Source organism: Actinoplanes sp. G11-F43 (assembly GCF_050589265.1).
In the GTDB taxonomy this organism is placed as follows: Bacteria; Actinomycetota; Actinomycetes; order Mycobacteriales; family Micromonosporaceae; genus Actinoplanes.
In genome coordinates this window covers 41,309-62,988 of record NZ_JBNZCE010000023.1, presented here as the reverse complement: position 1 = coordinate 62,988, position 21,680 = coordinate 41,309, and the positions used below count along the sequence as shown (strand labels likewise).

The following is a 21,680-nucleotide window of genomic DNA, read 5'->3' as shown; positions in this document are numbered from 1 at the left end:
TCACCACCTGCGGGCCGGCGCCGGGTCACGCTGGACAGTCTGCCAGGACGGGTCGTGGGCCGAGGTCGGCGGCACTCTCGCCGACCTGCTCGCCCTGCCGCTCCCGGAGGCTCGGGCCGTGATCGAGGCCGCCACCCCGGTACCGCCGCGCCGGGTTCGTCTCTGCCGCCTCTCGACCGGCAGGAGGTCTGGGCGGCCGGGGTCACCTACCCGCGCAGCCGGGACGGGCGGCGCGAGGAGTCCGGGCACGGCGCCCTCTACGACGACGTCTACACCGGCGACCGGCCGGAGATCTTCTTCAAGTCCAGCCCGTGGCGGGTCGTCGGCGACCGGGACCCGGTCGGGATCCGCGCCGACTCCGGCTGGGACGTGCCCGAAGCCGAGTTGGGCCTGGTGCTCAACGCGGCCGGCGAGGTGTTCGGCTACACCCTCGGCAACGACATGAGCAGCCGGTCGATCGAGGGCGAGAACCCGCTCTACCTGCCCCAGGCCAAGATCTACGACCGGTCGTGCGCGATCGGGCCGGCCATCGTACCGAGCTGGACGGCCGGTCCCGGCCCGTTCGAAATCGGACTGCGGGTGCTGCGCGACGGCGATCCGGTGTACGCCGCGACCACCTCCACCGCGGCGATGACCCGCAGCTTCACCGACCTGGCCGGCTGGCTGTTCCGCGCGCTCAGCTTCCCCTCCGGTGTGGTGCTGCTGACCGGCACCGGCATGGTCCCGGACGCCGGGTTCACGATCCGGCGCGGCGACACGATCGAGATCCGGTGTCCAGAACTCGGGACGCTGACCAACCAGGCCGTCGCCGTGGGCACAGTCTGAGGATGGGTAACGCTCTGATCGTCCGCGGCGGCTGGGACGGGCACCGCCCGGTCGAGGCCACCGATCTGTTCCTGCCGTTCCTGGCCCGCGAAGGCTTCACCGTCCGCGTCGCCGAGTCCACGGCCATCTACAGCGATCCGAAGGTCATGGCCGAAACAGATCTGATCGTGCAATGCGTGACCATGTCGTCGATCGAAACCGCCGAGCTCACCGGGCTGCGCGACGCGGTGGCCGCCGGCACCGGATTCACCGGCTGGCACGGCGGCATCGCCGACTCGTTCCGCGCCTCATCGGACTACCTGCAGCTGGTCGGCGGCCAGTTCGCCACCCACCCCGGCAAGGAGCCGTCCTGCCGGGCCGGCGACGAGACCGACAACTTCCTGACCCACACCATCAACCTCACCGAGTACGGCCGGGAGCACCCGATCACCGCCGGGCTGACCGATTTCGAACTCGTCACCGAGCAGTACTGGGTGCTGCACGACGACCTGATCGACGTGCTCGCCACCACCACCCACCCGGTCCGGCAGTGGCATCCGTGGCACCGGCCGGTCATCTCCCCCGCCGTCTGGACCCGGCAGTGGGGCGCCGGCCGGATCGTCGTCACCACCCCCGGGCACAGCCTCGACGTGCTCGCGAACCCGTCCGTACGTACCGTGATCGAAAGGGGCATGCTGTGGGCGAGCCGCACCGCATCGGCATCGTAGGCGCGGGCTGGATCTCCGGCGCCTATCTGGCGACGCTGCGGGACCATCCGGCGGTGACCGTCGCGGCGATCGCCGACCTGGACACCGCGCGGGCGGAATTGGTCGCGGCCGGCCTTCCCGGCTGTCGCGCACTGCCCGTCGGTGACCTGATGCGCGACGACTCGATCGCGACGGTCCTGAACCTCACCGTCCCGGCCGCGCACGCCGAGATCGCCGTGGAGGCGATCAGGAACGGCCATCCGGTGTACGGCGAGAAGCCGCTCACCGCCGACATGCCGTCCGCTCGTGCCGTCCTCGACCAGGCCGCCGATCGTGGGGTGGCGGTCGGTTGCGCCCCTGACACGGTGCTCGGCACCGGCGTGCAGACCGCCCGCGCCGCCGTCGACGGCGGGCTGATCGGCCGCCCACTGTCGGCGGTCGCGGTGATGGCGACACCCGGCCACGAGCGCTGGCATCATCAGCCCGACTTCTACTACCGGCCCGGTGGTGGACCGCTGCTGGACATGGGCCCGTACTACCTGACCGCCCTGGTCCACCTGCTCGGCCCGATCGCCGCCGTCACCGGGGCCGCGTCCCGGCAGCGCGTCAGGCGCCGGATCGGCTCCGGGCCACGCTCCGGCGAGTGGATCCCGGTCGAGGTGGACACCCATGTGACAGGTGTGCTGCACCATGTGGACGGCGCCCTGTCCACCATCACCACCAGCTTCGACGCGGTCCGCACCACGGCCGCCCCGATCGAGGTCCACGGCGAGACCGGCACCCTGTCGGTCCCCGACCCCAACGCTTTCGGCGGTGACGTCCGCCTGTTCCCCCTGGCCGGCGCCGGCTGGCAGCCGTTGCCACCGTCAGCCGGCTATGCCGGCGCGGCCCGGGGCGTCGGCCTGCTCGACATGCTCACCGCCCCGGCACCGCGGGCTTCCGGCGCCATGGCCCTGCACGTGCTGGACGCCATGACGGCCTTGCTCCACTCCGCCGCCGAGGGCCGCCGTGTCCCCCTGACCACCACTGTCGAACGTCCCACACCGCTGCCCCTGATCCCGGCCGGCACCTGGCGAGTTCGACCTGGCTGAAGCGAGTGTGGTGNGGTGATCTGCGGCTCGAATCGGGCCGCAGATCACCACACCGGTAGCTAGTCGGTGATCCAGATGCCGTAGTCGCGGGTGGCGGTGCCGAAGTCCTGGAAGCCCAGGATCGTGTTGTTGCCGACGTAGGTGTAGTTGTTGATGCCCTTGGCGATGACGTTTCCGCTGGCCGACGGGCCGTAGACGGGACCGCCGCTGTCGCCGCCGCGGACTGCCGGGCGGCCGTCGACCTGGCGGGCCTCGACGGCGTCGCCGGAGTCGGTGTTGAACTTCTCGACGCGCAGGCCGCAGACCGGGCCGCCGGTGTCGCGGGCCGAGGAGCCGCCGGACTGGCACAGGTATTCGCCGGGGAACACCCAGTCCCAGCCCTCGACTGTGGTGACGACGTTGCTGTCCAGGCCGCCCACGTACATCAGGTTGTCGGATCCGCTCGGGGTGTGGATCAGGGCGATGTCGTGGTCGTCGCGGTCGCCGGTGAAGGTGCCGACGAACTCGCCCACGCCGTCGCGGATGGTGTTGCCGTTGCTGCCGCAGTGTCCGGCGGTGAGGATGAACTCGGCGTCGGCGTTGCGGACCGCGAAGCCGGTGGTGCAGCGGGAGTTGCCGTTGATCTGGTCGGCGCCGCCCTTCCACTGCGGCCAGTCGTCGCGGCGGCTGGTGAGGACCTTCTCGCCCTGGTCGACCACTTCGACCGGCACGCCGACGCCGGGGATCCGGGCGGTGGTGAACCCGGCGCCGCCGGCCACGTCGACGACGACACGGCTGCCGTCGACGGCGTACTTGATACGCGGTTCTCCGCTGGTCAGGGTGGTGCGCAGCTGTGCGCCGGCGGCCCGCAGCTCGTTCAGGGTGTGGTCGGCGGCGGCGATCCGGACCGGGGCCTGCCGGCGCGCGGTGTCGACGGCCCGCCGGATCGGGGCGGGCACCGCGCCCTTCCACCAGAGGACGACGCCCTGGTCCTGGAGTTCGAGTCCGGCGTACCCGGAATCGGCGCCCTGCTCGACGACGCGCCGGATGGCGCCGGCCGCCTGGACCATCGGGATCTGACGTCGGGCCTCGGCGGGGAATTCGAACCGTTGCGGGACCGGCTGCGGTGGGGCGGCGGCGAGGGCCGGGGTGCCGGTGACGGCCAGTGCGACGGCGGTGCCGAGGGCGGCGCTCAGGCGCCTGATGTCCTTCATACTTGTTGCCTCTCCACGCGGGGACGGGCGATCAGTAGATAGACATCAGTCTATAAGTAAACCTTCCTGATTTTAAAAGCCATCTTGCTCGCCCGGGTGAGCACGTCGATCTGTGCCGGGTTGTAGAGCGAGACCACCGCGTTGATGAACGTCTGCGCGCCGGCATGTTCATTTCCGGTCAGGCGCGCGCCCGGGTCGGTCAGCCACGGATAGTCGGCGAGGTTCTGGGCGATCAGCGGCGCCAGCCGTTCCGCGATGCCCTGCCGGGTGGCCTCGTCGGCGTCCGGCGGCAGGGCGTCCAGCTCCGCGTTGACCGGATGGTCCTGATCCTCCTCCGCCATCCGCCGCAGATCCTTCATCGCGTCCTGGTCGTAGATCCGGGTGTAGACGTGGATCAGCGAGGTGTCGGCGGCCGACAGCCGGGGCGCCACCGACGCGAACCCGGCCGGTGAGTCGGCCGGGGCGCCCTCGCGCAACACCTCGGCGATGTCGTCACGGGCCCGCTGCAACCGCTCGATCTCGGCCGCGAGCTGCGCGTCGACCTGCCGCAGCACCTCCGGCGGTACGTCACCGGCCGACCGCGCCACGCCGACCTCGGACAGCGGCACCCCGAGTTCCACCAGCCGCCGGATCCGCAGCAGACAGACCAGATGGGGTACGCCGTACCGCTTGTAGCCGTTGTGGCGCCGCTCCGACTCGTCGAGCAGCCCGAGCCGGTGGTAGTGCCGGACGGTGTTGACGGTGGTGCCGGCGAGTTCGGCGAGTTCCCGGGTGCTCCAGGACCCGCCGCTCACCGGAACCCGGCCGGCCGAGGCGCGAACGCGCGCCGCTCTCCGGTGAACGGCTGGAGCCCGTCGGCGCAGACGGTGTCCCGGGCCGGTGCGTCTCCGGTCACCAGATAGGCGTCGATCGTGGCGGTGGCGCAGGCGCCCAGCGCGTACGCCCCATGCCCCCAGTTGTCGCTGGAGACCAGCCGGGCGTTGGGCAGCAGACGGCTCACCGACACCGCCCCGGCATAGTTCGTCGACGGATCCCAGTAACTGCCCACCACCAGCACGGGCGTTACGGTACGCCGATCGAACGGCCCGGTGTACCGGTCCTCGTCCCGAACCGTCCAGGTGCCGCTCGCGCACGTGCTGTCCTTCCAGACCACCGCGGCGGCACCGAAGTGCGGGGCACGCCGCTCCCGGGCGGCCACCGCGGCCGGCCACCGCGCGGCACGTGCCGGGAACCGGCCGTCGGCGCACATCACCCCCATCACCGACTCGACACTGTTGTCGTACCCCTCGGCCGAGGACGCCGCCGGCCGCCAGGGCTGGACGGTGGGGTCGCCGTGGATCGCCGCCCACACCTCGGCCGCGTAGGTGGTGACCAGGTCGCCGGCGGTCGGCAGGGTCATGGCGAGGTGCACGTCGCGGATGAAGTCGGCATACCCGATCGTCCGGTCCCGGACCGTGACCGGCTCGGCCCTCAGCTTGCGGGTGATGGTCTCGAAGTTGCCGGCCGGATCGCCGGCCGCGAAGGCGCACGCCTGCTCACCGGCCCGGTCGCAGCGCCGCAGGATCTCGGCCAGCGCCCGCGCCGCGCCACCGGACGAGTCGATCCGCTCGTCGAGGATCTGCCGGTCGTTGCCGACCCAGGCGCGGGCGTCCAGCACACCGTCGATGGCCAGGGCCCGGAACCGGTCCGGGAACATGTTGGCGTAGTACTGGCCGAGCACGCTGCCGTAGCTGAGGCCGAGGAAGGTGAGCTTGTCGTCGCCGAGCGCCCGGCGCAGCACGTCGTGGTCGCGGGCCACCTGGGTGGTGGACATCGAGCCGGACAGCGGGCGGCCGGTGGTGGAGCAGGCCCGGCCGTACTGCCCGGAGGCTTCGACGTACGCCCGGATCTCCGCCGGGGTCACCGGGGACAGCTCGCCGAGACCGGCCAGGGCCGGGGCCTGCTCCTCGGTGGTGGCGAAACAGCGGACGTTGCTGCTGGTGCCGATGCCGCGCGGGTCCACGCCGACGATGTCGAACCGGTCGAGCAGCTCGTCACTCAGGAACGTGGGCGCGAGCCGGGCGACGTAGGTGGCCGACACACCGGGACCGCCCGGGTTGAGGAACAGGCTGCCGATCCGGTTGGCCTGATCCCGGGCCTTGATCCGCAGCAGGCCGACGTCGGTGGTGGCGCCGCGCGGCCGGTCGTAGTCCAGCGGCAGCTTCACCGTGGCGCACTCGGCGGTCTCGAAACACGCCGACCAGGCCACCCGCGGGGTCGGCACCGCGTCGACCGTGCGGCTCTCCGCGGTGCCGGCCGCCTGGGCGGGGGTGACGGTCAGGACCGGAACGGCCAGCGCCGTGACGGCCAGCCATAACCTAATTCGCACCGGCGGACTTCCAATCGGCGAGGTCGGCGGCGGCGGCGAACGTCGATTCCAGGAACGCGGTGAGCGTCGCGTCCGGGTCGGCCGACGCGGCCACCACCTCATACGGCAGCACGCATTCCCGCAGCGTCTTGTCGTAGAACTCGGCGGTGCGTTCCGGATATCCCGGCGGTTCCGGATAGGCGTACGCGTAGAAGGCGCCCTCCTCTCCCCCGCCCGGCCAGAAACCGAAGCTCGCCAATTCGTGGGAATAGCCCTCGTGCATCACCCACGGCGGGCAGTTCGGCGCACCGCCCGGATGCCGCGGGGCGGTCCGGCCGGAGAACCGGGTGTAGGCCAGGTCCATCGCACCCCAGAAGAAGTGGACCGGGCTCGCCTTGCCCACGAACTCGGACCGGAACCGGTTCAGCACCCGATCGGCCTGCGACAGCTGGCGCCAGAACAGGCGAACGGCGCCGGAGTCGTACGAGCGATGGCGTTGATCCTCGGCGAACGGAATCGCGAGCTCGACCTCGTTGGGCACCGGATGAATGGCCGGCCGCAGCCCCAGATCGGCCAGCGCGTCCAGAGTCTCCCGGTAGAACACGGCGACCGGTTTCGGTTCCAGCACCACCTCGCGGGAATCCCCGTCGCTCGTGCGGATCCGCAGCCGGTGGTCGACGAAATCGAATTCCATGTCGAAGACCCCGTTGCCGTACGGGATACCCGGCGTGCCGAGTCCACGGGCGCTCGGGTACAGCGTGACGTGCCACCAGTGGTTGACCACCGGCGCGTACGCCATCCGGATCTTGCCCACGATCTGCGTCCACATGTGCAGCGTGTCCCGGGTGGCACTCCAGTCGGCGACGCGCAGCCGGGGCCAGTCCCCGGTGTTCGGTTCCATCTCGCCATTCAACAGTGTGTTCCCGGAACAGGGTCAACCGGCGATCCACGCCGGACGATCCGCCAGTGACGTCACGTCATCAATGGCGATGACACGGCGGACCTGATGACATCGATGTCCGGTTGGTGTGCTGGAGGCATGTCTGAGCTGACCAAGGGAAGACTGTCCCGGATGGTGGCGGGGTTGGCCGCCATCGCACTCGCCGTACCGCTGGCCGCCTGCGCCGAGAAGGCCGAAGAGCCGGAGGATCAGGCCGGGCTCGACCGGTTCCACCAGCAGACACTGGAGTGGACCGGATGCGGCGACTACACCGCCACCGAGACCGAGCGCACCATCATGGGCCTGGTCCCCGGCCTGGAATGCACCCGGATGACGGCGCCTCTCGACTACGGCGACCCGGACGGGCGGACCATCCAGGTGGCCGTCGCCCGGCACGCCGCGAAGGGTGAGCGCATCGGCTCGCTGCTGACCAACCCGGGCGGTCCGGGCGGGTCCGGCGTGTTCGGTGCCGCTACCACCGTCCTGGGCCTGACCGAGGCGAGGAGCCCGCTGCTGGACCGGTTCGATCTGATCGGGTTCGACCCGCGCGGGGTGGGTTCCACCGAACCGGCCGTCGACTGTCACACCGATGCCGAGGCCGACCGCGGTGACGTGCCGCTGACCACGCAGGGCACCACCGTGCAGTGGACCGGGGAGGACACCCGCGCCGTGGTGGAACGCTGCGCGCGGGGCTCCGGCGGCGCGGACGCGCTGGCCCATCTGGGCACCAGGGACGTGGCCCGCGACATGGACGTGCTGCGCGCGGTGCTCGGCGACGAGAAGCTGTCCTTCCTGGGGCAGAGTTACGGCACCCGGCTGGGCGCCGTCTACGCCGAGCAGTTCCCGCGCAACGTCCGGGCGATGCTGCTGGACGGCGCGATCGACTCCCGGCAGGGCACCGTCGAGCGGCGGGTGTTCGCGTTCTCCGGTTTCCAGGCGGCGTTCGACAAGATGGCGGCGGCCTGCGCGCGGCAGGACGACTGCCCGCTCGGCCGGGATCCGCGGCGGACCACCACGGAATTCCAGAAGATCGTGCGGCCGTTGTACGCGAAACCCGTCCCGGCGCTGGGCGGTGAACTCGACTTCGACGGCGCCGTCGGTGGGGTGATCTCCGGGCTGTACACGCAGTCCGCGTGGCCGCGCATCATCAAGGGCCTCACCCAGCTGCGGGAGGGCCGCGGCGACGAGCTGGCGCAGCTCGGTTTCGACTTCGCCGGCCGCGACGCCAAGGGCGCGTGGACGAACTTCGCCGAGGCCAACTACGCCATCAACTGCATGGACGAGCAGCGGCTGACCGAGGAGCAGGGCAACGAACTGCGGGCGGCGATCTTCGAGGCGGCGCCGTTCATGGATCCGGGTGTCGCCCTGACCGGCGCGCGCGACGGATGTGAGCACTGGCCGGCCGAGCCGACTCTCGGTTTCCCCTACGCCGAGGACATCGAGGGCCTTCCTCGTACGCTGGTCGTCTCGATCACCGGCGACCCGACCACCCCGCACAGTGGCGCCGAACGCCTCGCCGGGACGCTGGGCGGCGCCCTGCTCACCGTGCACGGCGAGAGCCACACCATCGTCACGGCCGGCACGAACGCCTGCGTCAACAAGGCGGCGGCCGACTACCTCATCGACCTGAAGACTCCCGCCGAGGGCGCGTCCTGCACCCTGTGAACGGTGATCGACCGGGCGTCGACCTGCTCCGGTGCCGGGTGACCGGCAACCGTCATGATCCATTCCCGGTCAGGCCGGGGCGCCGGTGCCGTAGGCGGCGAGCCAGACCCGGACGGCCTCGTCGGCCCAGCGGTGCAGGTCGGCGGGGTCGTGCCGCTCACGGACGGCGAACATCGCCTCGTTGAGCGGGATCGACAGGATCAGATGGTTCAGGTGCTGGGCGGCGAGCAGCGGGTCCGGCGCGCCGACCAGCCCGCGCTCGCCGAGCCGGGTGATCGCCGCGGCCAGCGTCGCGTGGCCGCGGTCGGGTGCAGCGCGATGCCAGGCCCGGGCCAGGCCGGGGAACCGTCCGGCCTCACCGATGATCAGCCGCCGCAGGCTGACCAGATGGGGCTGCGTGACGGCGCTGATGTGCGAGCGGGCGAACGCGGTCAGGTCCCGGCGCAGGTCGCCGGATTCGGCGAGGGTCGCGGTCAGCGCCGCGTTCGATCGTTCCGCTTCGGCGATCGCCCGGGTGAAGACGGCTTCGAAGAGGGCCTGTTTGTCGGCGAAGTGCGCGTACACGGTCACCTTCGAGGCCGCTGCCCGGGCGGCGATCCGATCCATGCCGGCGCCCCGGTAGCCCTGCTCCAGGAATTCGGTCAGGGCGGCGTCCAGGATCTCCTGGCGTTTGCGTTCTTTCCGCATCCCCGAACTGTACTGTACCGTTCAGTTCATGGAAGTCTTCTCGCCGGACGGCACCCGGATCGCGTACGAGCAGCGGGGTTCCGGTCCCCCGCTCGTCCTCGTCGACGCCGCCGGGCACTTCCGCGCCAACAGCCCTCTGGACGAACTCGCCGGGCTGCTGGCCGGTGACTTCACCGTCGTCCGGTACGACCGGCGCGGTCGCGGCGACAGCACGGACACCGCGCCGTACACACCGGATCGTGGAGTCGGCGACCTGGCCGCGCTGATCGGCGCCGTCGGCGGCCCGGCCGCGCTCTACGGCTACTCCTCCGGCTGCCTGGTCGCCCTGCACGCGGCGGCGGCCGGTCTGCCGGTCCGCCGGCTCGCCCTGCTCGAACCACCGATCGACACCACCCGCGACGACCCCGGGCAACGGGAGTTCACCGCCCGGCTGCGCGCTCTGACCGGCGCGGACGCGGTGGAGTTCTTCATGGCCGGCATCGGCGTGCCCGAGGAGATGATCACGGCCATGCGGGACACGCCGTACTGGTCCGCCGTGGTCTCGGTCGCTCCCACACTGGCGTACGACAGCATGCTCAGCGAATCCGTCGACGAGGACCTGCTGCGACGGGTCCCGGTGCCGACGCTGGTCCTGCACAGTGCGGCCAGCACCACCGACCTGACCCGGATGGCGGAACTCGCCGCCGGCCGGATCCCGCACGCCGTGCTCCGTGGCCTGCCCGGCGCGTGGCACTCGGTGCCCGCGAGTGTCCTGGCCACCGCGCTGACCGACTTCCTCCGCTGAGGGCGGCCGGTTCCCGGATGCTCTATATTCGGCCGGAAGATCTGTAACGGCCGAGTTCGATGGGTGGCAGCGCTGTGACGATGACGCCGCTGCTGCCCGGGGATCCGGCCCGGCTCGGGCGCTACGAGCTGGTGGGACGCCTCGGCGCCGGTGGGATGGGGACGGTCTTCCTCGGCACCGGGCCGGACGGGCAGCGGGTCGCGGTCAAGGCGATCCGGCCCGAGTGGTCGGCCGACCCCGCGTTCCTGGCCCGGTTCCGCAGCGAGGTGAAACGGGCCCGGGAGGTTCCGCCGTTCTGCACGGCCGCCGTCCTGGACGCCGACGTCGAGCGGGATCCGCCCTACCTGGTCGTCGAGTTCGTGGACGGGCCGAGCCTCGCCGACGTCGTCCGCGATCGCGGACCCCTCAAACCCTCCGAGGTGTACGGGGTAGCCGTCGGCGTGGCCACCGCGCTCGTCGCCATCCACGGCGCCGGGGTCGTGCACCGTGACCTGAAACCGGCCAACGTGCTGCTCGCCGTCGGCCTGCCCAAGGTGATCGACTTCGGGATCGCCCGGGGTGCCGAGCTCAGCGCCGAGTTGACCGGTCCTGATCAGGTGATGGGCACCGTCGGCTACGTCGCCCCGGAGAGTCTGGACGGCACCGGGAAGGCCGGGCCGGCCGCTGACGTGTTCGCCTGGGGTGTGCTGATCGGTTACGCGGCGACCGGCCGGACCCCGTTCCGTGGTGACTCTCCGATGGCGACGATCGGCCGGATGCTCACTCAGCCACCCGACCTGAGCGGTATCCCGGATTCGTTGCGTGACCTGGTCGCCACCACTCTGGAGAAGGATCCGGCGGCCCGCCCGACCGCCCGGGAGCTGCTCGACTCGCTGCTCAGCATGGGCACCGCCGACGTCTCCGGGAATGTCACCCCGGAGCTGCGGGAGGCCGCCCTCGCCGCCCGGGCCCGCGCCCGGCTGCGCAAATGGCCGCGCCGGGTGCTGACCGCGGCCGTGGTGGCCGTGCTGCTGGGCGGGGCCGGGTTCGCCGCGGTGCGGGCCCGCGCCGACGCCGAACGCGCCTCCGACCAGGCCAGACAGCAGGAGCGGGTGCTGGTGCAGCAGGATCTGCTGGCCCGCTCGGCAGCGGCCTTGACCGCCGATCCGGGGCTGGCGTCGCGGCTGGCGGTCAGCGCCCACGGGATGGACCGGTCGGCGCGCAGTGCCGCGGCGGTGATGGCGGCCCTGGCCACCGGGTACGCCGGTGAGCTGACCACCGGGTCGCCGGTGGTCAGTGCGGCGTTCCGGCCGGACGGCCGGGTGATCGCGGTCGGTGGTGAGGGCACTGTCGAGTTGTGGACGGGACCCACCCGTACCGGCGAACTGCCCTCCGGTCTGGGGAACGTGAACGAGGTGGCCTTCAGTCCGGACGGCCGGGTCCTGGCCGTCGCCGCCGACCGGCTCACCCTGTGGAACGTCGCCGACCCGGCCGCGCCACGCCCGCTGACCAGCCGCAACCTCGGATCGGCGGTGACCGACGCGCGGTTCACGCCGGACGGCCGGCGGCTGTTCACCGTCGCGGACCGGGCCACCCTCTGGGACGTCCGGGACGCGGGCCGGCCGCGCGCGCTCTGGAACGGCCCGGTCGCCGCGACCCCGGCCGTGATGAGCGCGGACGGCACGCTGCTGGCCGGCACCGGTGACGACGGCCGGCTGACGCTCTGGCGCACGTCCGGATCACGCATCGTCACCGGTGTCGCGACCGGCATCCCGGTCGCCCTGAACGGCCGGATCCTGGCGGTTCAGGACGGCGAGCGGGCGATCCACTTCTACGACCTGACCGAACCGGCCGGACCCCAGCGCCGCGGCACCATCACCGTCTCCGGTGATCGTCTGGCGACGGCCGAATTCGATCCTTCCGGTACGTCCCTCGCGCTGGGCCGTACCGACGGCACCGTCGAGGTGTGGAACGTCGCCGATCCGGACTCCCCCGTACAGACCAAGGTGATGACCCGGACCGGCGGGTGGATCACCTCGATCGACTTCAGCCCGGACGGCTCCCGGATCCTGACGCCCGGACCGCGCCTGACCAGGTCGGCGACGCTGTGGCAGATCGACGAGTTCGCGCCGCGGCTCCGGGCCACCCTCAAGGGCGGCACCGTGATCCCGTCCCGGACCGTGGCGGTGTCGGCCGAGGACACGGTCGCCGCCGGATCCGCCGAGCACCTCGACTACTGGGATGTCCTCAACGTCGGCAATCCACGGCCGGCCGGCACCGCGAAACTCAGCCCGGCGGCCGGCACACCAGCGGTGAGCAGCACGTACGCGGTGCACGGCACGACCTTCTACTACACCAGCGGCAGCCTGTACGCGCTGACCGGCGCCGGGCCGCGCAACGTCTTCCCGGACCTCGCCGCCGGGTCCGTGCTCGACCTCGACCCGGTCCGCGGCCTGGTCGCGGTGCTGGTCAGCGGCCCGCGTGAGCAGATCCGGATCCACCTGCTGAACGGCACCGAGACGCCGGTGCTCGCCACCATCCCGGCCGCGAACGCCTTCACCGCCCGGTTCGGCCTCGCCGGGAACACCCTGGCCGTCGCCGACAGCACCGGGCAGCAGAGCGGCAGCAGCAACGTCACCGTGTGGGATCTCGTCGACCCGGCGACACCGGTGCGGACCGGGACGTTCGCGGTGAACAGTGTCGGGCCCGCCGCGCTGGCCGCCGGAGCCGCGTTCACCGTCACGGTCGGTCAGGATCTGACGGTCTGGAACAACAAGGACGGCAAGGACCGGTCGGTACGCACCGCGCGGCGCACCGACTTCGGCCGGCCCGACTCGCTCGTGCTGTCCGTCGACGGGTCGCTGCTGGCGGTCACCTCGGGCGGTTCCACCGAGCTCTGGAGTGTCGGTTTCGCCAGCGATCCGGTGCTGCTCGCGGTGCTGGGCGGGCGGACCACCGGGTCGGCGTTCAGCTCCCGGCAGGCGCTGCTGGTGACCGCCGATCCGGCCGGGGTGTCCCTCTGGGACCTGGAACCGATCCGGAAGGTGCTGCGGGACCCGCTGCCGGCGGCGTGCGACCAGGCCGGCGGCCTGACGGAGCAGGAGTGGGCGGCGTACGCCCCCGGCCTGGACTTCGAACGCCCCTGCCCCTGATCATCCTCGGTCACGGAGCCGGCTCGTCGGGCCTCACTGCCACTCGGTCCCGTCGCCGCGTCCGGGCCGCGGTTCGTGTGCCATTTCGCGGCTCGATTCGAGCCGCGAAATGGCACACGGTTTGACCTCGGCCACGAAAAGCGCGCCCGGTCCTCGCCGCCGCGCGCCCGGTCCTCGCCGCCGCGCGGGCGGTCGGCAGGGGTTTGCGCCGCGTCGCGGCACGCGGCGGTGTTTCGGGTCAGGTCTTCGCCGCCGCGCGGGCGGTCAGCAGGGCCACACTGATCAGCCAGGCCACGGCGATCAGCAGGACCAGGCGTTCCACGACGGCACCGGCCGTCACTCGCCCGACGGCCAGCATGATCACGCCCAGGACCACTCCGAGCGGCACCATCGGGAGGACCGCCGCGGCCGAGAGCCATCGGACGGCGCGGGACGAGGCCGACAGCCACATCGTCGCCATCGCCGCCGCCAGCACCACCATGCCGACGACGCTGGCCGCCGCGTGGACGACGTCGGCGACGGTCGTCGGCTCGTAGGGCGGCAGCGGGCACCCGCCCGTGCACGGCACCGCTCCCGAGACCGCGGCGAGGACGGCGGCGACCGCGAGAGCCCACACCGCCACCGTGCCGTCGAGCAGTCTCGGTGACCAGGCCAGTCCCGCCAGACGCCGGGTCCAGGCCGGGTGCCCGGTGCGGCCGGGCATCGCCGACCGGGCCGCGCCCAGCAGTGCGACGCCGAGGGCGAGGGTGATCAGTCCCCAGCGATAGGTGATCGCGTAGGGCTGGCCGTCGGTTCCGGCCTCGCTGACGTATCCCCGCCACCACGGTCCGGGGCCGGCGGCCAGCGTGAACATCATCGTGCCGGCGCCGCCCGCCACTGCCAGAGCGGCGGCGACGGCGGTGAACGGGATCCACTTCATGTCACCATCATGATCGACTGCCGCTCCCGTCCTGACGCGACGATCACACGACGGTAAAAACCTGAAGATCAAATTCCGGGGTCAGCGCCGCCCGAGGAGACTCCACTTCCACTTCCTCTTCGGTACGCCGTCCGCCTGCAGCGCGTCGAACAGTTCCCGGGCGGTGGGCCGCCGCGACGGGTCCCGGACGAGGGCCCGCCCGATCAACGGCCGCACCCACCCGGGCAGCCCGGCGAGGTCCGGGGTGCCGGAGAGGATGCGCGTGGCGATCGCCGACGCCGAGTCCCCGGCGAACGGGGTTCGCCCGGTCGCCGCGAACGCCACCACCGCACCCCAGGCGAACACGTCGGCGGCCGCGGTCAGTGGGCGCGCGCCCGCCGGGTCGAAGCGTTCCGGCGCCATGTACGTGATCGTGCCGACCAGACGATCGGGCTTGGTGTGCCGGCTGGTCGCCTCGAACGCCTGCGCGATCCCGAAGTCGATCACCTTGATCCCGTCCGCCGCGACCAGCACGTTGTCCGGCTTCAGATCGCGGTGGATCACCCCGGCGCCGTGGATCGCGGTCAGTGCGCCGGCCAGGCCGACGGCGGCCCGGTGCAGTCCAGTCGTATCGAGCGGCCCCCGCTCGCGGATCAGGGCGGCCAGGTTGGGCCCGTCGACGTACTCGACGACCAGGTAGGGCGGGTCGTGGTCGGGATCCGCGTCCAGCACCGCCGCGGTCGCCCGCGGCGGAACCTGCCGGGACCGGGTCACCTCGCTGCGGAACCGCCCACGGAACTCGGCCTCGTCCATGTGCTCCGGCCGGCCCACCTTGATCGCCACCCGGCGGCCGTCGGCGGCCTGCCCGAGGAACACCGACCCCATCCCACCCGAACCGAGCCGCCCGACCACCCGATAGTCCCCGACCGTGCCCGGGTCACCCGGCCGCAGCGCCTTGATCATGTCGACGTCTCTCCCCCGCCACCGTCCACTGGCGACCGGGAGCCTACTAGAGATCGATCTTCGGCCGTGCACTCGCGACGGGCTGTCATGACCGCCGGCATCCTGCTTTACTATCTTCCTAGTAAAGCAGTGAGGAGTCACAGTGTTCGTCTTCCGGCTCGACACGCACTCCGGCGTGCCGCCGTACCTCCAGCTCGTGCAGCAGGTCCGCCAGGCGGTGCTGCTGGGCTTCCTGCGACCCGGTGACCGTCTCCCGCTCATCCGCGAGGTGGTCGAGGAGCTGGCGATCAATCCGAACACCGTCGCCAAGGCGTACCGGCAGATGGAGCAGGAGGACCTGGTCACCGGCCGGCCCGGGCAGGGCACGTTCGTCAACGAACAGCAGTCGCCCGCCCTGTCGGCGTCGACCTACACCTCGCTGCAACGCGGGCTGTCGGCCTGGCTGCGCCGGGCCTACGCGGCCGGACTCGACGAGCAGGCGGTCACCGCGCTGTTCACCTCCGTGCACCAGCAGACCAGGAACGAGGACGTGGCGTGACAGCGACCGGGTTCGCGCTGCGCACCGACGGTGTGGGCAAGCGGTACCGGAAGGGCTGGGCGCTGCGCGACTGCACCCTGGCCCTGCCGGCGGGCGGCGTGATCGCCCTGGTCGGGCCGAACGGCGCGGGCAAGACCACCCTGTTGCGCCTGATCGTCGGCCTGCTGGCACCGAGCACCGGCACGGTGGAGGTGCTCGGCCACGACGTCACCGCCGGCACCGCACGGACGCTGTCGCGGGTCGGGTTCCTGGCCCAGGACCACCCGCTGTACAAGCGGTTCACCGTCGCCGAGATGCTCCGCTTCGGCCGGGCCTGCAACCAGCGGTTCGATCAGGGGCTGGCCGAGCGCCGGCTGGCGAAGCTGGGCATCCCACTCGACCGCCGGGCCGGCGCCCTCTCCGGCGGGCAGCAGGCCCAGGTCGCGCTGGCCCTGGCCCTGGCGAAACGCCCCGACCTGCTGGTCCTCGACGAGCCGGTGGCCAGCCTCGATCCGCTGGCCCGGCACGAGTTCCTGCAGGTGCTGATGGGCGCGGTCGCCGACGGCGGGGTGACCGTCCTGTTCTCCTCCCACGTCGTCCACGAGCTGGAACGCGTCTGCGACCACCTGATCGTGCTCAACGACGGCCGGGTCACCCTCACCGGCGACATCGACGCCCTGCTCACCGAGCACCGGCTGCTCGTCGGCCCGCGCACGGCCACCGACCTCGACCGGTCCGGCACCGTCGTGGAGGCCGTGCACAGCGACCGGCACACCACCCTGCTGGTCCGCGACGGCGGGCTCCCGGCCGCGCCCGGCTGGCAGGCGAGACCGGTCGCGCTGGAGGAACTGGTGCTGGCCTACCTGCGCCGGCCGGCCGGCACGTCGGGGGCGATGGCATGACCTGGCTGATCTGGCGCCAGCACCGTACCGAAGCCGGTGTCCTGGGTCTGCTCGTCGGGGTGTTCGGCATCGCCCTGCTCGTGCTCGGGGCCCAGGCCCACGACCTGTTCCCCGGCGGCCCCGGCCGGTGCGCGGGAGAGCCCGGCGCCATCGAGACCTGCGCGGCCTCCTTCCGCCGGCTCGACGAGGAGTACGGGTGGGTCGAGAACCTTCTGGCCGCCTTCTATCTGATGCCCGTCGTCATCGGCGCGTTCCTCGGCGCGCCACTGCTCGCCCGCGAACTGGAGGACGGCACCTGGCAGCTCGCCTGGACGCAGGGCGTGCCGCGGATGCGGTGGCTGGCGGCCAAGCTCACGGCTCTGGCCGGTGTCACGGTCGGGCTCACCGGGCTGTTCACCGCGGTGCTCACCTGGTTCCGTCAGCCGTTCGACGCGTGGGAGGGGCGATTCCAGTACGACGCCTTCGACCTGGAAGGGCTGGTCCCGGTGGCGTACGCGCTGTTCGCGTTCGCCGTCGCCACCACCGCCGGGGCGATCCTGCGGCGCGGTCTGCCCGCGTTCGGCGTCGCGTTCGGGGCGTTCCTCGCCGCCCGGATGTCGGTGGCGCTACTGGCCCGTCCCGCGTACGCCACGCCACTCACCACCACACAGCCGATTCCCGCCGACGGTGTGGCAGACGACTGGGTGATCGAAAACGGTTACGCGGACGCCACCGGGCGCAGACTGAGCCCGGCCGAGTACTACGAGCTGGAGGACGCCGCCGATCGGGCCGGTGCCAACCTCAACCAGTTCCTGCACGCGCAGGGCATCCAGCGGTTCACCGTCCACCATCCGGCCGACCGGTTCTGGACGTTCCAGTTCATCGAGACGGCCCTGTTCGTCATCGCCGCGGCGCTCCTGATCGGTGTGGTGGTGTGGCGGGTCCGGCGCCGGATCCTCTGAACCTGGTCAGGTCTCCAGCAATTGCGCCATCCGCCGGGGCAGGAGTTCGCGCAGTACCAGGCTGGTGGCGGTGCGCCGGATGCCGCGGCACTCCATGATCCGCTGGGTGATCTGGTAGACGTCGTCGGCGTCCGCGGCGAGGATCTCGATCTGCAGGTCGCTGGGCCCGGAGATGGCCAGGCATTCGACCACCTCCGGGATCCGGGCCAGCGCCTCCAGCAGGCCGTCGAAGTTGGCCTGGTCGACCTCCGCGGTCACCAGGGCCCGTAGTGGCCGGCCCACCCGGCCGGGGCTGAGCCGGGCGGTGACCGGGGCCAGCCGCCCGTCCTCGAAGATCCGGTTCATGTACGCGTGGGCGGTGCCCCGGGCGATCCCCAGACTGTCCGCCACGTACTGCACGGTCGCCCGGGGCACCTCGTCGAGCAGGCGGAGGATGCGCGCCTCGGTGTCGTTCACCGGCGTCTCCCAGAGGTCGAGGGATGGTCGGGATGTTCACCGGAACACCTGTCGCGGCACCCGGATTGAACACAACGATCAAGTTCCCGGCGTTCGATTGCTTGTTCTGTAGCAGTTGATCACACTCGGCCCCGCTGAATGAGCACCGAGGGGAGAGAACGTGGGAGCGCTGGCGGTAGCCGGTTTCGTGGTGGTGATCGTGGGGGTGAACCTGCCCAACCCGCTGGTGCCGCTCTACACCGAGCGGTACGACCTGACCCCGCTGGCGCAGTCCGTGCTGTTCAGCCTGTACCTGCTGGCGCTGGTCGCGACGCTGGTGACGGTGATCCGGCGGCCGAGTCCCCGGCTGTCCCCGCGTACCACCCTGATCGTCGCCCTGGCCCTGTCGGCCGTGACCGACCTGCTGATGGTGTGGGGGTCGCAGATGTTCGCCGGGCTGGTCGCCGGCCGGCTGGCGGCCGGGGTCAGCGTCGGGCTGGCCACCGGATCGGCGGCGACGCTGGCGCTGGCCGCCCTCGGCGAGCGGGCCCGGACCGTCGTCGCCTCCGGGGCGGTGATCGGTTCGCTGGCCGGCAACCTCGGCGGCGGCCTGCTGGGTGTGCTGTTGCCGGCCCCGTCCAGCACCGTCTTCGCCGTCCATCTGGTGGTGGCGCTGACCGTCGTCGCGGGCCTGCTGCCGGCCGGCCGGACCCCGGCCGCCGCACCGGCCGCCGCCGAACCGGAGACCGACGGCCGGTACGGCTATCGTCCCCGGCACCGGCGGGCGGCCCTGCTCCTCGGCGCGATGTCGTGGAGCACGGCCGGGGTGGTGCTGGCGCTGGTGCCCACCAGCCTGCGGACGGTGCTGCCCGGCGTCTCGCTGCTGGAGGCGGTCCTGCCGGGCGGGGTGTTCCTGGCGTCGGCCTGGGCGGCACAGGCCGCCTGCCGCAGCCGGATCCTCCAGCTGCGCGCCTGGCAGCTGTCGGTGCCGCTGGTCGTCGGCATGGCCCTGATCGCGGTGGCGCTCGACCAGGGCCGATGGTGGTTGCTGCTGGCCGGCGCGGTGATCGGCGGGCTGGGCCAGGGCCCGGCGTACAGCCTGGGCCTGGCCACCGTCACCTTCGGACTGCGGGCCGGCCGGCAGGGACGGGCGACCTCCTGGTATGCCGCTGTCGCGTACGGCGCCTGCGGGGTGGTGACGACCGCGATCGGGGCGTACGCCCTGCAAACCAGCGTCCCGGCGGCGATCGCGACGCTGGCGGCCGGGCTGGCGGTGGCCGGGCTGAGCGCGGCCGCCTTCGCCGGTGCTCCCCAGCGCATCCACCTGACCGCCCGCCCGGCCACCGCATAGACAGCCGATCAGGTGATGTCGCGGTCCTCGATGTAGCCGCCCCGGCCGGCAGAATGCGAAGCGGGGGGTCGACGATGAACATCTTCTGGCGGGCCGGGCTCGTGGCGGCACTGGCGCTCACCGGGTGCACACCATCCGCCGCACCGGCAAGCATCCAGCCGAACCAGGTGGTCGGCACGTGGACCAGCCCCGACGGCGGCCGGTTCCACTTCGCGGAGAACGGCACCGTAGAGGCGTCCGATCTCCTGGGCGACGCCGTCCACTCGAATTACGAGGGCCAGCGAGTCGGCGGCTCCGGACGATGGCACATCGCCCCCAACCCCATCGACGGCGACAACCAGCCGGACACCGTACGCCTGCAATTGGATCTGCCTCGCCGGTGGGGCGGCGGCCTGTTCGCCGACCTGGACGCCCCACCGGCGATCCTGTTCTTCTTCCGCGGCGACCCCGACCGCAACTCGCGCTACGAGTTCACCCGCATCAGCGACGCGGCGGGGCGCTCCACCTCAGCGTGGCGTCCGCGGTGCCGGCCGGGAAGTTCGCGGCGGTCCGTTTCCCGGTCTCCGCGACGAAGGTGCCGGCCCCCTTCATGACGAACTCGATCTCCTCGCCGATCGCGCCGAGGTCCGGCACCGCGACCGCGGTCGTCAGGGTCTGCTTCTGCGACTCCACCACCTGGAGCCTGCCTCGACCGGGCGGGCGGGAAGGCCCTTCGCCCGCACGGTCAGATGCCGTTGTGCGCGTGGAGGGCACGGGCGGCGGTGCTCCCGGCCGGGAGCACCGCCTGCGGATGTCACCGGATCAGGACACCGATCTCGGGGGAACCGGGCACGCCGGTCCCGCCCAGCGGCCGGGCGGTCATACCCGACTCCGCCGCCAGTTCCTCCAGGCTGAGGGTCGCCCAGTCATAGGTGTCGTCCACGGTTCGCACGACGTCCTCGCCGCGCAGTACCTTCCACGTCGTCCGCCAGCGCATCAGCTTCGGCTCGACGGCCTCGGCCGACGTCCACCACTCGTAGGTCTGCGCGCCGATCGTCTCGCGCAGCATCCGGATCGGCGGCAGCGACCGCGCCTCGTGTCCACCCATCAGCTCGACGGCCACCGGCGCCCCCGGCGGCAGACGTGAGTGCAGCAGCTCCCACAACCGGCCCCGATCGGCGGCGTCCAGATGCCCGAGGACGCCGAACACCACGACGGCGCTGATCCGGGCGGGAAGCCGCAGCTCCGGCGCCTGGTCCGCGACGACGGTCACCCGGCGACGCAGGTCGGGGTCGCCGAACACCCGGCTGGTCAGGACGGCACGCATCGGGGTGGACGGCTCGACGGCGAGGATGTCGGCGGTGCGCAGACGGCCGGCGATCAGCTCGGTGAGCCGGCCGGTGCCGGCCCCGATCTCGACCACCGGCCCCTGCGCCGGGTCGACCATGCGCAGGGCAGTCGTCAACGGGCCGGAGCTGGTCCGGACGTGTCGCTGCGCGACCATCTCGTAGAACTCCGCCGAGGTGCTGTAGAAGTCGGTGGCCATCGGTTGCTCCTTGATCGGGTCACGGGGTGCTGGGCCAGGCGGCGGTCGCCGGCAGGCCGAGGCGGGACAGGACGAGAGCGAGGATCTCGCGGCGGCGCGGGGTGAGGAAGAAGTGATCGCCGGGGAGAACCGACACGTCGGCGGGCCCGGTGGTCACGGTGGCCCATCCGGCGCCGTCCTCGGCGCTGCAATCCGGGTCGTGGTCGCCGACCAGCACGGTGACCGGGCAGTCCAGCGGTGGCGCCGGTCGGGCCACGTAGGTCTCCGACAGCCGGTAGTCGTTGCGGACGACGGCGAGCACGGTGCGCAGCAGATCCGGGTCGGCCAGCACCTCCGCCGGCGTGCCACCCAGACGCCGCAGCTCGGCGATCAGCGTCTCGTCATCGCCGCGGTGCACCTCTCCCGGGCGTGGATCGGTCGGCGCCTGGCGCGCGCAGGGCACCAGCAACGCCGGGCCCGGCTGACCGCGCCGGCGCAGTTCCTGTGCCACCTCGTAGGCCACCGCGGCGCCCATGCTGTGCCCTAGCAGCACGTACGGCCCGCGGAGTCCAGCGGCCATCAGCTCATCGGTGAGCAACCGGACCAGTTCCGGCATCCGGTCGATCATCGGCTCACCGAACCGGGTCTCCCGTCCCGGGTACTGCATCACGCGCAGTGCCACGTGCGGTGGCACGACGGCACGCCACGAGCGGAATGCGCTCGCGCTTCCACCAGCGTGCGGAAAGCAGATTATCTGGTGCATCGGATTTCCATTTCTGGGCAGCATGAAATTGCCATGTAGGCCATTTTCTCAAGGGTG

The 21,680-nt window shown here is 72.0% G+C and carries 21 protein-coding genes; 10 read left to right on the top strand and 11 right to left on the bottom strand.

Going from position 1 to position 21,680, the window contains the following annotated elements:
• Positions 1-54 precede the first annotated feature (54 nt).
• The 3 genes from ACQ0O7_RS25945 to ACQ0O7_RS25935 are packed head-to-tail and all read left to right on the top strand — an operon-like array spanning position 55 to position 2,602.
• On the top strand, positions 55-825 hold the full coding sequence (locus ACQ0O7_RS25945) for a fumarylacetoacetate hydrolase family protein (RefSeq protein WP_430785191.1): 771 nt from the start codon (positions 55-57) through the stop codon (positions 823-825).
• 2 nt (positions 826-827) lie between these two features.
• Complete coding sequence (locus ACQ0O7_RS25940) at positions 828-1,532, top strand: ThuA domain-containing protein (protein WP_430785189.1); 705 nt, start codon at positions 828-830, stop codon at positions 1,530-1,532.
• Positions 1,502-2,602: a Gfo/Idh/MocA family protein gene (locus ACQ0O7_RS25935; RefSeq protein WP_430785187.1), complete on the top strand. Its 1,101-nt coding sequence runs from the start codon at positions 1,502-1,504 to the stop codon at positions 2,600-2,602. Before ACQ0O7_RS25940 ends, ACQ0O7_RS25935 begins: the two co-directional genes overlap by 31 nt.
• 59 nt (positions 2,603-2,661) lie before the next feature.
• Here ACQ0O7_RS25935 and ACQ0O7_RS25930 read toward each other — a convergent pair whose 3' ends face one another.
• From ACQ0O7_RS25930 to ACQ0O7_RS25915, 4 genes are read right to left on the bottom strand one after another with little or no spacing between them, the layout of a single operon-like run.
• Positions 2,662-3,795 (bottom strand): cellulose binding domain-containing protein, encoded by a 1,134-nt coding sequence (locus ACQ0O7_RS25930; protein WP_430785185.1) that lies wholly within the window; start codon positions 3,793-3,795, stop codon positions 2,662-2,664.
• Positions 3,796-3,845: 50 nt separating this feature from the next.
• Positions 3,846-4,589: a MerR family transcriptional regulator gene (locus ACQ0O7_RS25925; RefSeq protein ID WP_430785183.1), complete on the bottom strand. Its 744-nt coding sequence runs from the start codon at positions 4,587-4,589 to the stop codon at positions 3,846-3,848.
• Entirely contained in the window at positions 4,586-6,163 is a 1,578-nt protein-coding gene (locus ACQ0O7_RS25920) for an alpha/beta hydrolase (protein ID WP_430785181.1), read from the bottom strand. The genes ACQ0O7_RS25925 and ACQ0O7_RS25920 overlap by 4 nt, the downstream gene beginning before the upstream one ends.
• Entirely contained in the window at positions 6,153-7,043 is an 891-nt protein-coding gene (locus ACQ0O7_RS25915; protein ID WP_430785179.1) for a DUF5996 family protein, read from the bottom strand. The genes ACQ0O7_RS25920 and ACQ0O7_RS25915 overlap by 11 nt, the downstream gene beginning before the upstream one ends.
• Before the next feature lie 138 nt (positions 7,044-7,181).
• Between ACQ0O7_RS25915 and ACQ0O7_RS25910 the strand changes: the two genes are divergently transcribed.
• Entirely contained in the window at positions 7,182-8,747 is a 1,566-nt protein-coding gene (locus ACQ0O7_RS25910; RefSeq protein WP_430785177.1) for an alpha/beta hydrolase, read from the top strand.
• Positions 8,748-8,816: 69 nt separating this feature from the next.
• On the opposite strand, the gene ACQ0O7_RS25905 is transcribed toward ACQ0O7_RS25910, so the two are convergent.
• Positions 8,817-9,434, bottom strand: coding sequence for a TetR/AcrR family transcriptional regulator (locus ACQ0O7_RS25905; RefSeq protein ID WP_430785176.1), 618 nt, complete (start codon positions 9,432-9,434; stop codon positions 8,817-8,819).
• A gap of 28 nt (positions 9,435-9,462) precedes the next feature.
• Here ACQ0O7_RS25905 and ACQ0O7_RS25900 point away from each other — a divergent pair, with 28 nt between their 5' ends.
• Together ACQ0O7_RS25900 and ACQ0O7_RS25895 are read left to right on the top strand one after the other, a co-directional pair.
• Positions 9,463-10,218 (top strand): alpha/beta fold hydrolase, encoded by a 756-nt coding sequence (locus ACQ0O7_RS25900; protein WP_430785174.1) that lies wholly within the window; start codon positions 9,463-9,465, stop codon positions 10,216-10,218.
• A gap of 80 nt (positions 10,219-10,298) precedes the next feature.
• A complete protein-coding gene (locus ACQ0O7_RS25895) occupies positions 10,299-13,349 on the top strand; it encodes a protein kinase domain-containing protein (RefSeq protein ID WP_430785639.1) in 3,051 nt (1,016 codons plus the stop codon).
• A gap of 238 nt (positions 13,350-13,587) precedes the next feature.
• Here the strand turns inward: ACQ0O7_RS25895 and ACQ0O7_RS25890 are convergent, their stop codons facing one another.
• Both ACQ0O7_RS25890 and ACQ0O7_RS25885 read right to left on the bottom strand, forming a co-directional pair.
• Complete coding sequence (locus ACQ0O7_RS25890; protein WP_430785172.1) at positions 13,588-14,268, bottom strand: DUF998 domain-containing protein; 681 nt, start codon at positions 14,266-14,268, stop codon at positions 13,588-13,590.
• A gap of 81 nt (positions 14,269-14,349) precedes the next feature.
• On the bottom strand, positions 14,350-15,210 hold the full coding sequence (locus tag ACQ0O7_RS25885; RefSeq protein ID WP_430785170.1) for a serine/threonine-protein kinase: 861 nt from the start codon (positions 15,208-15,210) through the stop codon (positions 14,350-14,352).
• Positions 15,211-15,352: 142 nt separating this feature from the next.
• Here ACQ0O7_RS25885 and ACQ0O7_RS25880 point away from each other — a divergent pair, with 142 nt between their 5' ends.
• The 3 genes from ACQ0O7_RS25880 to ACQ0O7_RS25870 are packed head-to-tail and all read left to right on the top strand — an operon-like array spanning position 15,353 to position 17,570.
• Positions 15,353-15,748, top strand: a complete 396-nt coding sequence (locus ACQ0O7_RS25880) for a GntR family transcriptional regulator (protein ID WP_430785168.1) — start codon at positions 15,353-15,355, stop codon at positions 15,746-15,748.
• Positions 15,745-16,629 carry an ABC transporter ATP-binding protein gene (locus ACQ0O7_RS25875; RefSeq protein WP_430785166.1) on the top strand — a complete coding sequence of 295 codons (885 nt, stop codon included), beginning with the start codon at positions 15,745-15,747 and terminating at the stop codon, positions 16,627-16,629. The genes ACQ0O7_RS25880 and ACQ0O7_RS25875 overlap by 4 nt, the downstream gene beginning before the upstream one ends.
• A complete protein-coding gene (locus tag ACQ0O7_RS25870; protein ID WP_430785164.1) occupies positions 16,626-17,570 on the top strand; it encodes an ABC transporter permease subunit in 945 nt (314 codons plus the stop codon). The genes ACQ0O7_RS25875 and ACQ0O7_RS25870 overlap by 4 nt, the downstream gene beginning before the upstream one ends.
• Before the next feature lie 6 nt (positions 17,571-17,576).
• Here the strand turns inward: ACQ0O7_RS25870 and ACQ0O7_RS25865 are convergent, their stop codons facing one another.
• Complete coding sequence (locus tag ACQ0O7_RS25865) at positions 17,577-18,026, bottom strand: Lrp/AsnC family transcriptional regulator (RefSeq protein WP_430785162.1); 450 nt, start codon at positions 18,024-18,026, stop codon at positions 17,577-17,579.
• A 160-nt stretch (positions 18,027-18,186) separates the two neighbouring features.
• On the opposite strand from ACQ0O7_RS25865, the gene ACQ0O7_RS25860 reads away from it, so the two are divergent.
• Positions 18,187-19,356 carry an MFS transporter gene (locus ACQ0O7_RS25860; protein ID WP_430785160.1) on the top strand — a complete coding sequence of 390 codons (1,170 nt, stop codon included), beginning with the start codon at positions 18,187-18,189 and terminating at the stop codon, positions 19,354-19,356.
• 480 nt (positions 19,357-19,836) lie between these two features.
• Here the strand turns inward: ACQ0O7_RS25860 and ACQ0O7_RS25855 are convergent, their stop codons facing one another.
• The 3 genes from ACQ0O7_RS25855 to ACQ0O7_RS25845 form a co-directional block, all read right to left on the bottom strand.
• Positions 19,837-20,028, bottom strand: a complete 192-nt coding sequence (locus ACQ0O7_RS25855) for a hypothetical protein (RefSeq protein WP_430785158.1) — start codon at positions 20,026-20,028, stop codon at positions 19,837-19,839.
• Between the two features lie 121 nt (positions 20,029-20,149).
• A complete protein-coding gene (locus ACQ0O7_RS25850) occupies positions 20,150-20,881 on the bottom strand; it encodes a class I SAM-dependent methyltransferase (protein ID WP_430785156.1) in 732 nt (243 codons plus the stop codon).
• A gap of 19 nt (positions 20,882-20,900) precedes the next feature.
• Entirely contained in the window at positions 20,901-21,623 is a 723-nt protein-coding gene (locus tag ACQ0O7_RS25845; protein WP_430785154.1) for a thioesterase II family protein, read from the bottom strand.
• Positions 21,624-21,680 lie beyond the last annotated feature (57 nt).

Bases quoted from the DNA above. Each gene is read 5' to 3' on its own strand.
- ACQ0O7_RS25940 (WP_430785189.1), top strand. From the start codon at position 828: ATGGGTAACGCTCTGATCGTCCGCGGCGGCTGGGACGGGCACCGCCCG.
- ACQ0O7_RS25930 (WP_430785185.1), bottom strand. From the start codon at position 3,795: ATGAAGGACATCAGGCGCCTGAGCGCCGCCCTCGGCACCGCCGTCGCA.
- ACQ0O7_RS25915 (WP_430785179.1), bottom strand. From the start codon at position 7,043: ATGGAACCGAACACCGGGGACTGGCCCCGGCTGCGCGTCGCCGACTGG.
- ACQ0O7_RS25910 (WP_430785177.1), top strand. From the start codon at position 7,182: ATGTCTGAGCTGACCAAGGGAAGACTGTCCCGGATGGTGGCGGGGTTG.
- ACQ0O7_RS25905 (WP_430785176.1), bottom strand. From the start codon at position 9,434: ATGCGGAAAGAACGCAAACGCCAGGAGATCCTGGACGCCGCCCTGACC.
- ACQ0O7_RS25900 (WP_430785174.1), top strand. From the start codon at position 9,463: ATGGAAGTCTTCTCGCCGGACGGCACCCGGATCGCGTACGAGCAGCGG.
- ACQ0O7_RS25895 (WP_430785639.1), top strand. From the start codon at position 10,299: ATGACGCCGCTGCTGCCCGGGGATCCGGCCCGGCTCGGGCGCTACGAG.
- ACQ0O7_RS25890 (WP_430785172.1), bottom strand. From the start codon at position 14,268: ATGAAGTGGATCCCGTTCACCGCCGTCGCCGCCGCTCTGGCAGTGGCG.
- ACQ0O7_RS25885 (WP_430785170.1), bottom strand. From the start codon at position 15,210: ATGATCAAGGCGCTGCGGCCGGGTGACCCGGGCACGGTCGGGGACTAT.
- ACQ0O7_RS25870 (WP_430785164.1), top strand. From the start codon at position 16,626: ATGACCTGGCTGATCTGGCGCCAGCACCGTACCGAAGCCGGTGTCCTG.
- ACQ0O7_RS25850 (WP_430785156.1), bottom strand. From the start codon at position 20,881: ATGGCCACCGACTTCTACAGCACCTCGGCGGAGTTCTACGAGATGGTC.
- ACQ0O7_RS25845 (WP_430785154.1), bottom strand. From the start codon at position 21,623: ATGCACCAGATAATCTGCTTTCCGCACGCTGGTGGAAGCGCGAGCGCA.